This is a genomic window from Azospirillum griseum (assembly GCF_003966125.1).
Classification (GTDB): Bacteria; Pseudomonadota; Alphaproteobacteria; order Azospirillales; family Azospirillaceae; genus Azospirillum; species Azospirillum griseum.
Window position 1 is genome coordinate 43,389 of record NZ_RXMA01000027.1, and the last position, 15,248, is coordinate 58,636.

The 15,248-nt window shown below is 66.6% G+C and carries 10 protein-coding genes; 1 reads left to right on the plus strand and 9 read right to left on the minus strand.

Annotated elements, in window-relative coordinates:
- Positions 1 to 23: 23 nt before the first annotated feature.
- The 7 genes from EJ903_RS21410 to EJ903_RS21440 all read right to left on the minus strand — a co-directional run bounded on the left by EJ903_RS21410 (position 24) and on the right by EJ903_RS21440 (position 5,681).
- A complete protein-coding gene (locus EJ903_RS21410) occupies positions 24 to 425 on the minus strand; it encodes a hypothetical protein (protein WP_126619282.1) in 402 nt (133 codons plus the stop codon).
- A 9-nt stretch (positions 426 to 434) separates the two neighbouring features.
- A complete protein-coding gene (locus EJ903_RS21415) occupies positions 435 to 1,322 on the minus strand; it encodes a peptidoglycan-binding protein (RefSeq protein ID WP_126619284.1) in 888 nt (295 codons plus the stop codon).
- Positions 1,323 to 1,398: 76 nt separating this feature from the next.
- Positions 1,399 to 1,734: a tail fiber assembly protein gene (locus EJ903_RS21420; protein WP_126619286.1), complete on the minus strand. Its 336-nt coding sequence runs from the start codon at positions 1,732 to 1,734 to the stop codon at positions 1,399 to 1,401.
- An 11-nt stretch (positions 1,735 to 1,745) separates the two neighbouring features.
- Positions 1,746 to 2,912: an SPRY domain-containing protein gene (locus EJ903_RS21425; RefSeq protein ID WP_126619289.1), complete on the minus strand. Its 1,167-nt coding sequence runs from the start codon at positions 2,910 to 2,912 to the stop codon at positions 1,746 to 1,748.
- Positions 2,912 to 3,679, minus strand: a complete 768-nt coding sequence (locus EJ903_RS21430; protein ID WP_126619291.1) for a hypothetical protein — start codon at positions 3,677 to 3,679, stop codon at positions 2,912 to 2,914. Before EJ903_RS21430 ends, EJ903_RS21425 begins: the two co-directional genes overlap by 1 nt.
- Entirely contained in the window at positions 3,679 to 5,226 is a 1,548-nt protein-coding gene (locus tag EJ903_RS21435; RefSeq protein ID WP_126619293.1) for a hypothetical protein, read from the minus strand. Before EJ903_RS21435 ends, EJ903_RS21430 begins: the two co-directional genes overlap by 1 nt.
- A complete protein-coding gene (locus EJ903_RS21440) occupies positions 5,223 to 5,681 on the minus strand; it encodes a hypothetical protein (protein WP_126619296.1) in 459 nt (152 codons plus the stop codon). The genes EJ903_RS21435 and EJ903_RS21440 overlap by 4 nt, the downstream gene beginning before the upstream one ends.
- Before the next feature lie 85 nt (positions 5,682 to 5,766).
- On the opposite strand from EJ903_RS21440, the gene EJ903_RS21445 reads away from it, so the two are divergent.
- On the plus strand, positions 5,767 to 6,024 hold the full coding sequence (locus EJ903_RS21445) for a hypothetical protein (protein WP_126619297.1): 258 nt from the start codon (positions 5,767 to 5,769) through the stop codon (positions 6,022 to 6,024).
- 65 nt (positions 6,025 to 6,089) lie between these two features.
- On the opposite strand, the gene EJ903_RS21450 is transcribed toward EJ903_RS21445, so the two are convergent.
- Both EJ903_RS21450 and EJ903_RS21455 read right to left on the minus strand, forming a co-directional pair.
- The gene (locus tag EJ903_RS21450; RefSeq protein ID WP_126619299.1) at positions 6,090 to 6,485 is read right to left on the minus strand and encodes a phage tail fiber protein; all 396 of its coding nucleotides are present in this window, start codon (positions 6,483 to 6,485) and stop codon (positions 6,090 to 6,092) included.
- Positions 6,486 to 6,488: 3 nt separating this feature from the next.
- Positions 6,489 to 15,230, minus strand: a complete 8,742-nt coding sequence (locus EJ903_RS21455; protein ID WP_126619301.1) for a phage tail length tape measure family protein — start codon at positions 15,228 to 15,230, stop codon at positions 6,489 to 6,491.
- Positions 15,231 to 15,248 lie beyond the last annotated feature (18 nt).

Consider the following 15,248-nt stretch of genomic DNA (forward strand, 5'->3'; position numbering starts at 1 on the left):
GAACGATCCGCGTGATCTAACCGTCAACCCGGGTGCGCCGCGCCGCTGGCCAGCTCCGCGATCTGAGCCAACCCGGCGGCGTAGGCCACAGGATCAGCTGGATCGAGACGATCCAGCACGTCCCGGATCGCCTCGTGCGGCCCATCGCAGACCGATCCGCTGATCGGTTGGGCCAGCGAACCAACAATAGCTGCCGCCCCGATCACCCCCGCCGACGCTCCACCCGAAAAAATTGCGGTGCGCGCCTTTCCAACGTTGCTTGCCAACGTTGACAATGCGCGACGCGCCCGATACCAGGGCGAACTGGGCGCAGGCACCGGCAGGATTGCGTCAGCAACAGACGCCAAGCCGATGGCCAACAGGATATTGGTCAGCAGGTCGGGATAGTCGGCCAGCAAAGCCGAAAGCAGAGACATGATTTCCATGATCGCTCCTCAGATGGATTGATAGTTGATCAACGCCGCGCGCGTCTTCGCCCCGGCGAGGCCATCCAATTCCAAACCTGCTCTTTGCTGGAACGCACGGAGGGCGTTGGTGGTGGCGGGGCCGCTGACACCGTCCACGCGCAAGGGCGGTTTGGCCCCAGCGGCGTTCAACGCCCTTTGCAGCCATCTGACAGAACCATCATCAGCCCCAATGCTGGCGGAGGTGGGTGCCGCTGCCAGGGTGGAGCCGTCATCGTTGACCAGCGGGTAAATCCTTTCGAACCACGCCCGCCGGTCGTCCAAGCCGTTGTATCCGCCGTTGATGCGCCGGGTGATGATCCGGATGTCGTTGGCGTCGGCGGCGGCGTTCAGGTTGCCTTCATCCCATTCGTGCAGGGCCGGTTTCAGGGCGTGTTCCGGGGCGACGATCAGGTCGGGGTTGTTGTAGAAATCCACCCCGGCTTTGTCGCCCATCCGCTGGAAATTCGCCCCGCCGGTGGTCTGCAGCATCCCGCTGCCCCGGTAGCGGTAGCCATCGCCGGTGCGGCTGTTGCCCAACTCCTTGGCCTTGGGCGGGTTGCCCAGGCCGTAAACGCGCTCGGCCAGGGCCTGTTCGTTGCGCAGCAGGCTGCCCACCTCCTCGGGCCGGATGGCAGCGGAATGGTTGCCGACGCCGAAGATCGCCAGCAGCCGGTCGGCGGTGGTGTAGTGGAGGTTTTCGTACAGCACGGTGCCGCCGCCGGTTTCGTGCATCACCTGCGCCAGGAAATGGGCGATGCGCAGCGGGGTGGTGATGCCGAATTGCGCGAACAGCGCGTCGCACTGCTGAAACGCGTCCATGTAGTTCGGCTTGATACGCGGGGCGACCTGTTGGACGACGGTGGCGATGGGGAGCATGCGAGAGTCCTTTCGGGCATGAAAAAACCGCCGGGCGAGGGCCGGGCGGCGGTGTTGGCTGGATTTTTGTCGCGGCCTATTCGGGTTTTTTCGGCCAGACGCCCGTCTCGGGATAGTCTCGGAGACCCTGGAGATAGAGCGCCCATTTCATCGCCTGCTCGTCGGTCAGCGTCGTGGGGATGTCAAAATCACGCTGATTTTGGTGCCGTGAGAGAATGGCCAGCGGTTCCGCCATTGCCGTATCGCGCTCCGACCGGCGCTTGGCTGCGGCCTCAACGGCGAGGTCATCCGGCGGTATCAGCTCAACATCCCAGACCCGCAGGATAAAGTCGTCATGCTTTGTCTCGGTGAAGGTTGCGGCCTGCCGGTGTGTTGCGCTGTCAAACACCTGAACCGTCTCGATGATTTTCATGTCCAACCTCTTTACGGGATTGCCGAGAAGCCGCTTGGGGCGCTGTAGGACCATAACGTGCCGGTGAAGCGGGCAGACACTTGCCCGCCGCTTTTGCACGTCACAGCGGGGTAATAGGTGCCAACCGACAGACTGAACGCTGGATTCGCCCCCGCAGCGGGATTTCCGCCCCCCTGCCAAATGCCGTTCTTGCTGAACCAGATTTTGACGTCGGCACCACTGGAGTCATCAGTGGCAACACCAATCACATCACCCATGGTCCAAGTGGAGCCGAACGCGACCCCTGTGCTGTTTGTCAGTTTCTGCCCTGTATCGCTGGCAAACCCAGCGCTGCCCGACGCTGCGGCCAGTCCCCAGTTGTTGCTGAACACGACAGTCGCCGTAGCGATTCCAATGATCGCCGACAGACCTGAGGGAGCGGCGGCGTCAAGTCGCACTTCGAAATACCGCTTGCCGGACAACGCAACGCCAGCCCGACCGGATTGCATGGTCGAGCCGGAGACGGACGCCGTCAGGTTGCCATTCGCCAGCGTGAGATTGGTCTCTTTGTCCGACGACGACCACATCTCCGACGAGGCTGAAAGCGCGTATTGTTTGAGCGCTGACCAAGCGGTGCCACTGCAGGTGAGGATCGCCCAGTCACCAGGAGCCAGCGTGATGGTGAGAGCGCCGTTGACAGTCTCGCTGCCGCTGGGGTCGATGGTGACGCTGCCGACGCCACCGTTTCGGACGCCAAAGGTGAAGCCACCCCCAAGCGATGTGGCGGCGGTCAGCGACAACGTCAGAGACGTGGTGCACTCGATCAGGGTGCGGGCGTCGCTCGCGGACACGGTGTAATCGGCAGCCTTGGCCGCGACGCTCGCAAAGAGCCCGCCCACCACCGCTGCGGCAGGCAGCGTGACGAAAACATCCTTCGTGCCGACCGCCCAATTCACAACGGATTTTGCGTTGCTGCTGTCCAGAACCGTGTCCCTGGACAAGGAGCCCGGCGAGCCGACGGTGAAGGTGCCGATGCCCACTTCCCAATCGGTGCCGTCGGCGATGCAGTAATAGACCTGGGTGCCGCTGGGAAATGCCTGGGCGAAGGTCTGGAAACCTTGCACCATCCCGGTCAGGGCGACCGTACCCGTCCCGGTGCTGGTGGTGGTCTGTTTGACCCTGTCCTTGATGATGGGCATTACAGCCTCTCCGTAATCGTGAAAGTGGCGGAAAACTGTTGGTGGTTGTCCTGGCGCGGGCGCTGCAAATCCTTCGCGATGCCCCACAGGCTCACGTCCCCCGGGTTCGGGTCGGTGGCGTCGGAGATCACCAGGATGTCGTCTTCGATGGAGCAAAGACGCTGCAACTCGCGCAGATGCGTGCGCTCCTCCGTCGGCGTCAGCGCCGGCAAAGTGAAGGAGGTTGCCCGGGGATTGGCCCGACGGCCGATGAAGGTCTGCCCACCACGGCCGACCGCCTGCGTGGCAAGGGGCGCGCGTCCAAAATCTCGCCCGAGTGCTGGTCCGTGCTGTGGCGTCCACAGCGGGCCGACAAACAGGCGACCGCCGCGCACTTCGGGCACCGCCGGGTCCGACAGGTACAGGCGCAGCGTGGTGGTTGTAACCGGCGTCTGCAGGATGTGGATCAGGTAGCCAAAGCGGGGATCAACCAGCGCCGGCACGTCGCCGCTGTCATACAGGTCCACCCCTCCAGCGCTGTGCGAAGCCGTCACCTGACAGCGACCGGTGTCGCCAAGGCTGCTCCGCATCAGGGCGACGCAGTCAATCGTCACCGGTGTCGGCCAGGTGAGGTTTACCCAGGCCGAGCTGGTGAGGCCAGCTGACCAGCGCCGGGCCGGATGCGGATCGACCAACAGGGTTACGGGCTTGGTGCCGATCTGGCTGGACGCGGCCAGAACGGCGGTATCGGCAAAATTGCGATAGCCGATCTTGAAAGCGGTGTTCATCAGGCCACCAAAATGGTCATTTCGGATTGGTCGTCTTCCGCGTCCTCAGAGATCGCCACGACGGTGGCCAGGGGGGCGAGCTTCAGCCGCCAGCGGGGATAGGTGATTTGAACCACGTCGCCGAGATCACGAGCAAAGCACTGATTGCCCAACGTCACGCGGTACAGACCACGCGGAGAACGCCACATGGCCTCCAATTCCACAGCAAGTCGCTGCGCATCGTCCCGATCACGGAAGTATCCTTCGATTGGGTCCGGATCGCTTGGCTTCTGGTAAAAGCTCTTCGTGGTGGCGTTTGTGATCTCCGCCAGCCGCCGCTCTTCTTTCAGCCACTTCTTGCGGTCCTCGGTCACTAGACCAGCGAGATCGGCGGACTGAGGCGTCCAGTTGCGATCATAGCCCACCTGCCACCGCCAAGCGGGCGTGGCCAGTTCCTCCGGAAGATCAACCGGCACCGCCGCCTTGATGTCCGGGTCCTCGTAAACGCCGATGGCAGGGCCAGTCGCCAGACGGGTCGAACCAAGCGCGAACAGACCCTTGCGGGAGAAACCACCCCAACCGCAACAGCCGCGCAACAGCTTGGTCATTACGTCGGCGCAGGTCGAGGAATCCTCTGGTCCGGCATAGAAGCCGATGGGGCAATGGAACTGCCACGGCGCGCCGAAGAAACTGGCGACGCGGGCCGACGGCACAGCACCACGGTCCCGCAGGATGTGTCCGATGATCTGCGCCGTCGTCTCCAGGAAAGCCCCTCCGATCACAGCGCCCTTCACGTCACAGGTGACGGCCCCTTTCTCCTGGTCGTTGAGGTATTCAACGCGAAACAGGCCTGCGGCCAAGCAGGTGATGAAACTGTTCGCCGGAGCAGTGGCCGCGCGCAGCGCCTCAGGAGTGGGGTAATCCGCCCCCTTGTTCAGCGCAGCACCGCGCACATAGACGGCGAGGATGTCGGACACTTCGCCGCCATGAACTTGGAACAGCAACTCGGTCGGTATCACGAAGGCGGGGGAGACGTTCTTCAGCCAACCGATCGCCACGGGGATCCGCTTGCCTTCCAGGTCGGAGGTACCGGCCAGACCGCCGGTACCAGCGAAGGTCCGGCCTTCGAACGCCACCTCAAGGAGAAACTCCCAGCCGCGCAGCTGAACGATCAGCTTGTCTTCATCGGCCCGCCATCCCGAGGCCGTGCCGTCGAACAGGGTGATGAAGTCGGCGTAGCCCCAATCCGGAGCGCCCACCTTGATCTCGATCGGTCGACCGGCGACGTCAAAGTCCTGAACGATGTCATCATAGGTCTGGTCAACTCCCACCAGTTCCGCTTCACCATAGGACACCGCGACAGCGCCCCCCAGCAGACCGGAAATCAGGGAGCGCTCGATCCGCAACGGCGAGAGCAGTGTGCCTGGAAACACAGTGTTTTCCGGACTCTCGCCGAACCCGGTCTCGAAATCCTCAGTAGCGGAATGCATGGTCAGAACAGCGTCATGACTTGCCATTCGTTCCGCCCATGCCGCCAAAGGTGCATCACCGACGGTTTGACCAATCATGCTTTCCACCTCGGGATTTGCCGCATGGTCGCGGTCAGGGTGTAGACGAGTCGATGCCGTCCGTTGGTCAGCAGCTCGATCGGCAGCTCCCCGAAGCCGTAGACCGCTGAGAGGCTCGACGCAGACCCGTTGGCAGCCGTCACTCGTCCGGCAATGGCCGCTGCCGAGCCAACCGCGCTGCTGGCGGCGGTGACGCCCCGCATCGCGCCAACCGCAACCGCTGAAATCAGTGATCCGGACAGAGCGCCGCCGCCAGCAGCAGAGCGCGACGCCACACCCTGCAACGCGTTGACGGCGATCAACGGTCCATTGACGCCACCGCTCAGGATCGCATTCCCGATGACGGTCAGGGAAGTGGTCAGGACAGCGCTCGTCGCGGTCGTTCTCCCAGCGGTGGCGGTGGTCACGGTCGCGCCGACGGGATTGCCAACACCGGCTTGAACGCGAATGCTCATGGCGTTCGCCCCAGAGGCCCCGACAGTCACACCCACCACAGCCGCCGTGAGCGTTGCGGAGGCCACAACGGTCGAGGTCCCGCCGATGCTGACGGCGGCACCCGCGCGCACCGAGGCGTCAGCGGTGCTGGCCGCCATGGTCGTGGCAGCACCGCTGACGCCGAGCGCCCGAGCCGCCATTGCCCAAACGACGCCGGTCCCGATCAAGACGCCCATTGCGCCAGCCGAGCGAATACCGTCAGCCGAAAAGGCACTCGACGCGATGACCGGGGCACCGCGATACGAAACGACGCCGGCTGCGGCGGCAACCGCCGCTGTCGACTTCAGACTTCCGCTGACCTGATAGGATGCCCCACCCCCAAGCGCTGCGAGTGGGGCGGCACCAAGCGAGGTGGCCCCCAACATGGGTTAGCTCAGGCTCTGCGAGAGCTGACCAGCGGCAAACTTCAGCTCATCGGCGGAGGCGATTGTCTTGGCCGCCGATAGAGTCCCAAACCAGAGCATGTTGCCTCCGGTTGCCGCGTCGAAGATTGCGTAATCGGTGATGGTTCCCCAGGCGGAGCTGGCCGGTCCAAAGACGACAGCGGTGGCGTTCGAGGAGGCACCGTTCGAGCTGACAGACATGGTCGCCGTGATCGCTTGACGAGCGTAGCCGGTGCTGGTGGTGCTGACCTCGGTTCCGGATGCCGAGACCGTGGATGCCGACGTCAGCGCCGCCAGATAGACGGTCGTCGGCATGGCGTAGGCCGTCTTGCCGTTGGCGTGATCGAGCAACTTGTTCCGGAGATAGTTGGACATGGGCATGTGTTAGCGTCCTTTCGTTGCGTATTGAGGAGTGGACAAGGCGATCCTGAGTTCAGCGCCTTGCTTGTCGACGCGCCGACGCAACTCCGCGTTCTCTTCACGCAGCGCGACGATCTGCTTTTCCATCATCACGATGATGGTGGACGTGATGGTGCGGGCGTCCTGCTGGGCCTCGGCCCGCGACCGACTGATTTCGCCCGCAAGGTTGCGCAAAGCGGCTTCGTCCAGCCTGTTGGACGGGCGCAGATCTGCGATGCCCAGCGGCAGCCGGTCGTTGACGGCGGTGAAGGACGAGGCGATCCGTAGACTGTCGGCCGAGCTGGCCACCGCCGCCCCGCCACCCTGCCACAGCAGCTCAGGCCCCTGCTCGCCCACCCACACCGCACCAGGCGGAGTGTCGAGCGTGCCCCGGGCAAAACCGGGGATACCGGCGGCCTTGGCCTTGGCCAGGATGGCGGCTTCCAACGCCGACCCGTGCCCCAGCGCCGCCCAGGCGTTCAGACCAGCATCGACGCCGCCCTGATAACCGGCTTCGCGGGCAGCATCGGCCTGCTGCGCGGCGGAGAGCGCGTCCCAGGCGGCCATGACTCGGTCGGACGCGCTGAAGCGCAGCCCGCCCGCGACCTGTTGGGTGTAGGCCTCAAAGGTCCGCGCCCTGCCACTGTCAGTCGCCAGCCAGATATTGAAGGCCTCATCCAGATTGCCTGACCAGCCCATTGCCCGAGCAATTCCGGTGTGCTGGGTGTCGGATAGGCCGTCCCATGCACTCTGAACGGCTGCCGGAGCGGAATAGTGCGGGCGGGTGTCCGTCGTATTCGTCCGACTGAGCAGCGGTCCGAGGGTGGCCTGCCAGTAGGCGTAGGACTGGTCGAGGACATTCTTCAGATCACTCAGAGCACCGAACTGTCGCTGCCCGATTGCAGCTGCGTCGGCCCGCTGGCGCTGCAGTTCCTTCAAAGCGCTCTGTGCGGCTTCGAGCTGCTTCTCGGGCGTGCCGCCGTCCGTGGTACCGGTCAGCGTTCCGAGTTGATCGAACACCGCTCTGACACGCTCATAGTCCTGGCTGTTGGTCGTGGCGTAATAGGCGCGGGCAAGCTGTACCAGTTGGGGGCCAAGCTGCTGCAACTGGGTTTGCGCAGCCGCTCGCTCGGCATCGGTGGCTGTGGTCGAAGTGGCGGAGCTGACCGCAGCCTCAAATTGCCGCCGCGCCTCCTTCAGCCGGTCAAGATCACTCAGGGGGCTGCTGTCGGTCAGCGCCAGGCTGTCGAAGGCCTGCCGGAACTGCCGGGCCACCGTGGCTGCGGCGACCGCCCCCTCCTGAAGGGAGGTGATGACGTCCTGCTGCGCGCTGATCTGCTGATCATAGGCACCCAAGATATCCTGCTGGGCCAGCTGAAAGGCCTGGGAGGCCCGCTCGGCCGCCTGGACCTGTTGCAGCTGGGTGGTGTCGCGGCCGGCGTCCTTGGCCGCCGCCAGCTCCGCCCGCTGCTGTTCGTTCAGCGTCACCAACCCCGCCCCCCGGCTGTTGCCGACGGCGGTCAGGGCGCGGGCCAGGACGCCGGAATTGAAGGTGGCGGTCGCCTGGGCGGTGGCGGCCCGCAGGTCCGACAGCGCCGCCGTGGCCGCCGCCACCGCGTCGGGCGTGGCGGCGAAGTCGGCGATGAGGCTTTGCAGGCTGGTGTCGGTGATCGAGCCGCTCTTGACCAGCCCGGACAGAGACGCGGACAGGGTGCCGGACACCTTGGCCAGTTGCGCCGCGCGGTCGGCCCCTTCCGGCCACAGCGCGTTGACGTCCTTCACCGCCGCCTTGTAGGCGTCGATCAGGCCGACGGCGCTGTCATAGCCCTCTTGGCCAGTGGCCTTGCGCAGGTTGACGTCCAGGGATTGGCTGTACCCCGCCTGTTCCTTGCGCAGGGCGTTGCCATAGCCTTCAGCCAGCTTGGCCGCCAGCTCGTCACCGGCGATGCCAACCGACGCAAACGCCTTCACCAGATCGGTGGACGCGGTGGACCATTTGCCGCGCAGCTGCTCGACCGCCTTTTCTTCCGGCGACGTTTCGACGGTGGTTCCGGCCACCTCGTCCAGCAGGCGCTTTTTCACAGCACCCAGGGCCAGCATTTGCTGCATGGCCCCGTACAGCCCATCCGGCACCGCCTGACCAGCGGCGACGTAGGCGTCCGACGCGCGCTGCATGTCGGCGGCGAGCGTGTCGAAATCCTTGCCGATGGGGCTGAACGTGTTGTTGGCCAGCGAGACCACGATGTCGTTGAGTTCCGACACCCGCGCCCGCGCCAGCCCGACCCCGTCCAATTTGGATTGGAGCCGCGCCGCCTGTTCCTGCGCCGCCTGCACTTGCGCCTGACGGGTCGAGATGGCGGGCGTCAGCCCCATTTGCGCGCCCACCGTGTTGGCGATGTCGAGCGCGCGTTGCAGCACCGCCGGGATGGACCCGGTGGCGGTGAGGAGCTGCTGCGCCGCGTCGTCCAGCTGCTGCAACACCTGCTGATGGTCGCCGTTGTAAACCCCAAAGGCGGACCCATTCGTATCGACGATGTCCTGCACGGTTGCACCAATCATCGGATTGGTGTCGGTGCCGCCGACGCGCATGCCGCCGACCAGGGCCGCGCTGAGGCTTGGATCGGCCTTGATGGCGTCGGACAGCAGGGAGACGGTCGCCTGCACGTCCGGCGACAGCGCCCCGCCCGAGCGGCCCGACAGGCCGGGCAGGCTGGTGTCCACCGCTGGAGCGGTGCTTTTCAGGCCGGTCAGACCTTCGATCATGCCGGTGATCCCCGGCCCCAACTCCGACGCGATGGCCGACAGACCGGCCGCCACCGCCGTCATCCCAAGCCCGGCAACCCCGGCAAGGGCCGACGTCTGCGCCTGCGTGTCGGCGGGTGTGGCGGCCTGCCAGCCCGCAAAGTTGGCCAGCGTACCGGCGATGGCGGCCAGGCCGCTGTCCAGACTGCTGGCCACATCGCTGAGCACCGCACCGATCCCGCGGCCACCCAGCCCACCAGACCCGCCCCAGCCACCGCCATAGGCGGAGTCCCGCCCCGCCGTGCTGCTGGACGTTTCGCCATGCGCTGCGTTTTCGCCGCCGCTGCCCGACGCGGTGCCACCGTCAAAGCCCAGCAGGCCGGTGACGGGGTTGACCCGACCGGACGTCCCCAGCGCCCGGCGCACCGCCGCCAGCTCGTCGCTGCCGCGCAGGTGGATGATGGTGTCGTCACGGCCTTCGCCCTGCGCGGCCAAAATCCGGGCCGATTCACGCGCGTTCCAAATGCGCTCGCCGCCGCGCAGGTTGACCAGCTCCGGCCCCTCTTCGCCAACCACCGCCCAGCCCGACGGGGCCGAGAGGGTGCCGGTGGCAAAGCCCGGCAGCTTGGAACCAGACGACACCGCAAAGACCGTCTGGGCGTTGTCGACAAAGTCCAACAACGTCTTGCCCAGGCTGTTCCCCGCATCGACGCCCGTTTGAAACTGCGCCACCAGGTCGGACAGGCTGGAGCGCAGCGCCTTGATCTGGGTCTGGAAGCCGTTCGCGAATTCCAGATGCGCCAGCATGTCGTCCAGGCTGGTCGCCGTTTCGTGCGCGATCGCGTAAGAGATCGCTGGCACCCCCGACCGCATGCCCTTCAACAGCTCCAACGCGGCCTGTTCCGCGCTCTTTTCCTTGCTGTCGATGAAGGAGTTGCTGGCCGTTGCCGTCAGATTCAAGCGGGCGATGATGTCGTTGAGGCCCTTGGCGACCTTGGACGCGTCGGCGTTGAATTTGGTCGGATCGCCGTTGTTGTCAGCGGCGTAGCTGCCCAGCGCGTATTTGCCGTTGGCCCCCAGCGTGATGTTCGAACGGCTGTAGGCCGTCCCCCGATCCTTCGCCCCCGTCACCGCGCTCAACAGCGCGCCCGCCGCCATCATGACGCCGCCGACGATCTGCCCACTGGGGATCATGGCGGCGATGCCGCCCGCCGCCGTCAGGCCGCCGCCGATCTTCTGACCGACCGTCGCGCCCTTCTGGGTGGCCATCATGGCACCGCTGGCGATTCCCCCGACCCCTTGAAGCAACTGGCCCCAACTGGGATTCCAGCCGGCGATCCCGGACTGCTGCGGCATCGGACCGACGAAGGATGCGTCGGGCCGCGCGGCCTCGCCGGAGCCGAACACCTTGGCCTCGAGCCAGCTGCCGCCGGCCCCCTGGGATGCAGGCGCAAAGGACGTGCTGCCGTCGGCGTTGCGGATCACCCGCTGCTGCTGGCCGCTGCCGCTGCTGCTGCCAAACAGCCCGCTGATCCAATCGCTGGCCCCGCCCAGCAGCTTCTGGATGCCACCCAGGAAGCTGTCGGCCCCGTCCGCCGCCGCCGCGCCGAACCTGGCCGCGCTGTCCCCGGCCTGCGACAGTCGGTCGGCCGCGCTGATGGCGTTTTCGCCGATGTGGCTGACCGCCCGGCTCTGCACCTCGATGACGGAGGAGGCGTCCTTGGTGGCGCTGGTCATCCCCAGCGCGCTGTCCACCCACGACTGCTGGGTGGTGGTCAGGGTCTGGGTGCTGTCGGTGGCGCTGCGCTGGGCCTCGATGGCGTCAAGCTGGGCCTGAAGGGCGCGCTCCTGCGCGTCGCTGACCCCGGTGGTGGCCCGGCCGGCGGTCTCCATGCTGGCGGTGCTGCGGTCGTAGGCGCCCTTGGTCGCCATCACCGCCGACACGTAGGCGTCGCCTGACGTCTTGATGTGCCCGCTGTAGGTCGAGAGCGCCTTCGACACATCGCCGCCGGCGCGGTCCAGATGCTCCTTCAGGATCCGCGCGGCGGCGTCCAGGTTCTGCGCCGGGTCGGTGGGATCGGTGACGCCATAGGGCTTCCAGTTGGCAGGCATCACCTGCCCAAGCCCGGTCGCACCGCTGCGGCTGTTCACCGCGTTCGGGTTCCAGGAGGATTCGCGCGTGACCACCGCCTTGAGCAGGCTTGCGTCGAGACCGTATTTCCCAGCCGCCTGATCCGCCAGGGCCTCCAGCCCTGCAGCGCTTTTGACCGCCACCGGCAGGGGGGTGGCGTTGGTCGCTGACAGGTCGGTGAAGCCGGAGGCATTCGTCACCAGAACCGGCACCGGGCTCGCACCGGCGCGGCTGGCCAACTCCTGGAAGCGCACCAGGTTGCCGCCCGGATCGGCGGCCTTGACCGGCATCACCGCGCTGTCGCCGACCGGCGACGGCGACAGCAGCTTCGTCATGGTGCCGGTCAGCCAGGTCTCGAGCGGCTTGGTGACGAAGCCGCGCAGGAACACCTTCTCGATGTCCTTGGCCAGCGACTTCATCGTGTCGGACAGCTTGGCCCCGGACAGCAGCGCGTCTTCGAAGCCGGTGGCGATGGTCGAAGCAAAGCTGCGGCTGGTCTCGGTCGCGTCGGCAACCCGCGCCTGATACTCCGCCACCGCCCCGGCCTGGGCCACCCAGGCGTCGCGGGCGGCCTGTGGCACCGCCTGCCAATCGGCGGAGTCCTGCACCTCTTGCGTCGCCTTCAGAATGGCGACGGCGCGCTCCCGTTCCGCGTTGCTGGCCCCCAGCAGCTCATACTCGGCGCGGGCCAGAGCAAGGTCGCGGTTGCCCTGTCGGATGGTGGAGTTCACCCGCCCGGCAGCGTTCTGCGCCTCGAGCGCCCGGATTCCCGCCTCGATGGCCCGTGCGCGCTCGCTTTCGATCGGCACCCCTTCTTTCAAAACCTGGGCGCGCACCCGGTTCTGAATGGTCGCCTCGGCCACCGCCGCCGCCGACACCCCTTCCGCGTCAGCCAAATGACGGGCCGCAGTGATCTGCTCGAGGAGGTCACGGTTCCAGGCCGCCTGCTGGCCGGACAGGGCCGCCAGCGACTTCTGCAGATCGGCATTGGCGAGGGCGAGCGCGCGAACCGGGTCGACGCCGCGCGCCACCTGGTCGGCGTAGAGGTTCTGGGCCTGGGCCACCGCCATGGCGATGTCGCCGCCCTGGGCCTGGGCCGCTGACAGTCGGCGCGCGGCCGCCACGGCCAGCTCGGACGATTTGACGGAGGCGTCGACCTGGGCCGACCACTCGATCATGCCCTTGGCGTAAACGTCGTCTTCGGCCTGCTTGGCCTTGCGGTAGTCGCTTGTCTTCCGCAAAACGTCGAAGAAGGTGGCCTGGGCCTGCGCGGCGATGATGGCGGGCTGCGACAGCGACGCGGTGGCGGCGGCAAGCGCCCGGGCGTCGATGATCGCTTCCTGCGCCACGCGGTGCCGATCGGCCGCCTCGGCCGCATATTTGCGGTCCAGGCCGGAGTTGATCTTGGTCGTTTCGGCGTCGGCCAGGTTGTCGGTCGGCTGTGCGCCGCGCTTCTGCAGGGTCGCAAGCCGCTCCTGCTCAAAGTCCCGCGCGCGACCCGCCGCCTTCTCCATCAGCCGGGCCTGCCGCTCCATCTCCGTCGCGAAGGCCTGCGCGGGATCGATCGTGTCGAGCAGCTGACGGCGGTAGAGACCGAGCAGGCGGGTGGCCTCCTGCTGGGGCAGCACGCCCAGCTCCACCGCTTTGGCAAGATCCTTGGAACTGTTGTCGTAGGCCTGCTGCGCGGCGATCGCCGGGTCGACCGACCGGGCAAACTCCTCCACCGACTGCGAGGCCCGGACAAATTCGGCCCGCAGTGCGGCCGCCCAGGCCTGGACACCATCATCGGACTCGAGGCGCTCCAGGCGCGCAAGCTCCTCTTCATCGGCCCGTCGCCCTGCGGTGGTCAGGTATCCGCCGGACCCTTCGAGAGACCAACGCACCCGCTGGATTTGCTGTTGCCGCGACGGCCCCTGTTGGGCCCGCGCGAAATCATCGACCGCGTCCGAGACGACCGTCTTGAGGTTGCGCCACCCCTTTTCGAGAGCGGTCAGCTTTTCCGACGCCCCCGCCGCCCGACCTTCCAGCCCCTGCAGGAGGAGTTGCTGGGCGCGCTCCAGGTTGCCTTGCGCCTGATAGTTCTTGATGACACGGGCTTGGGCGGCGTCAAACAGACCATAGCGGCTGGTCAGCTCGTCCACCGCCTTGGCCGGGTCGCTGAACAGCTTGGCCAGGTCGGCGCTCGCCTCGTCGGTGTCCCGGCCGGTGAGCAGCGCCCAATCCTTGGTCGCTTTGGTCAGGTCGGACAGAACACCGGCACCGATCCGACCGGTCGCGGCGTAAGCGGTGACGATCTCGCGCGCCGAGGCCTGCGACACCCCGGCGGTGACGGCCACCTGGTCGCCAAAATCGGCGAACTGCCCGGACATGACGCCAGCAGCGCTGCTCGTCAGACGGGCGGTGCGGTCAAATTCCCGTATGTCAGAATTGAAACGCGCCGCGCCGTAAGCCACTGTCCCCAGCGCAGCCCCGATCGCCAGGACCGGCGCGGCCATGGCGGCGAAGCGGCCAGCGGCAACCACCGCCTCTTTGCCAGCCATCATGAGACCGTCAAAAATCTGCGGCCCCTGCTGCACCAGGATGGTCAGCGCGCTGGTGCCGCTGTAGGCCTGGACGGCGATGTCGGAGAGCTGCGGCGACAGGATCTGCAGGGCGCGCGTGTGGGCGGTGGCGCTGCGGGCCGCGCCGGAAAAGGCGGCCTGTTGATCTTGCAGCGCCTTGGTCAGGCGCGCGTGTTGGGAGGAATCGATCTTGTTGCCAGCCAGGGCCTCGTCCAGCTGCTTTTGCTGGTCGACAAAGCGGCGCTGCGCGGCGGCGGCCGGGTCCAGCGTGTCGATCAGGCGCTGAAGGGCCTGGGCCTCCCGGTCCGCGTCCTCAAACACAGAAGCCGAGCGGGCCGCCGACGATTTCTGTCCGCCGGTGGAGACCCCCAACAGCGTGTTGAAGCGCTCCTGGGCAGCGGCGGCCCTCTGGGTGGCGCGCTCCCGCTCGATCATCTCCTGGGTGGCACGCTCCGCCTGCGCCTGCGCGCGCTGTTCGGCGTCGGCCCGCTCCTGCTCGGCCCGGATCATCGGGTCGTAGGCCGCCGCCACCTCGCCCAGGATGCGAGCGCGCTCCTCCTCGGCGACGTTGGCCAGCTCAAGGACACGGGTGACGCGGTTCATCTCCTCGACGTACCGCTTCACCTCCGCATAGCTGGCGTCGTACCGCGTGCGAACGCGGTCCAGCTCGTCGGCGAGCGCCGCCTGGGCCTGGATTTGCGCTTCAGCCGCCCGAGCGGTTTCCTCCGCCCGCTGCCGTTCGGCCCGCGTGACGGGATCCAGGGCGGCCGCAACCGCTTGCAGCGTGGCGGTGTACTCATGGCCGGTGACGCCAGCGGCTTCCAGCACCTTGGATACGCGGGCCACTTCATCCCGGTATTTGGCCGCAGCGGCGTAGGCCGGATCGTATTGACGCCGAACCTGTTCCAGGCCCTGCGCAGTGGCGGCGGTGGCACGGGCCATCTCGGCCGCCGCCTGGACCTGCGCTTCAGCCGCCGCTTTGGCGGCCCGCGCCGTTTCGTCATACCGCAGCTCGGCTTCTGCGATGATGCGGTTGGCCTGTTCCTGGCTGATGCGACCGGAATCGACCGCACGGGCCGCCGCCTCCTGGACCCGCTTCACCTTCTCCCAGGAATCGGTGTACACGCCAAGGGATCGGGCGATCGTGGCGAACTCCCGACCATAGCTGGCCAATCGGCGGGAGTTGCTCTCGACCCTGTCCCCCACCGCTTCCATGCGGGCACCGATCTGGTCGAGCGTCGAGAGCGCGCCCGACCCGTCGACGGTCAGGGAGGCGATTTTCTCTTCGGACATTCAAATGCCTCGTGGAAA

What these genes read in the sequence shown, in the direction of transcription:
- EJ903_RS21410 (WP_126619282.1), bottom strand. Translation starts at nt 425, where the DNA reads ATGGAAATCATGTCTCTGCTTTCGGCTTTGCTGGCCGACTATCCCGAC.
- EJ903_RS21415 (WP_126619284.1), bottom strand. Translation starts at nt 1,322, where the DNA reads ATGCTCCCCATCGCCACCGTCGTCCAACAGGTCGCCCCGCGTATCAAG.
- EJ903_RS21420 (WP_126619286.1), bottom strand. Translation starts at nt 1,734, where the DNA reads ATGAAAATCATCGAGACGGTTCAGGTGTTTGACAGCGCAACACACCGG.
- EJ903_RS21425 (WP_126619289.1), bottom strand. Translation starts at nt 2,912, where the DNA reads ATGCCCATCATCAAGGACAGGGTCAAACAGACCACCACCAGCACCGGG.
- EJ903_RS21430 (WP_126619291.1), bottom strand. Translation starts at nt 3,679, where the DNA reads ATGAACACCGCTTTCAAGATCGGCTATCGCAATTTTGCCGATACCGCC.
- EJ903_RS21435 (WP_126619293.1), bottom strand. Translation starts at nt 5,226, where the DNA reads ATGATTGGTCAAACCGTCGGTGATGCACCTTTGGCGGCATGGGCGGAA.
- EJ903_RS21440 (WP_126619296.1), bottom strand. Translation starts at nt 5,681, where the DNA reads ATGAGCATTCGCGTTCAAGCCGGTGTTGGCAATCCCGTCGGCGCGACC.
- EJ903_RS21445 (WP_126619297.1), top strand. Translation starts at nt 5,767, where the DNA reads ATGCTGACGGCGGCACCCGCGCGCACCGAGGCGTCAGCGGTGCTGGCC.
- EJ903_RS21450 (WP_126619299.1), bottom strand. Translation starts at nt 6,485, where the DNA reads ATGCCCATGTCCAACTATCTCCGGAACAAGTTGCTCGATCACGCCAAC.
- EJ903_RS21455 (WP_126619301.1), bottom strand. Translation starts at nt 15,230, where the DNA reads ATGTCCGAAGAGAAAATCGCCTCCCTGACCGTCGACGGGTCGGGCGCG.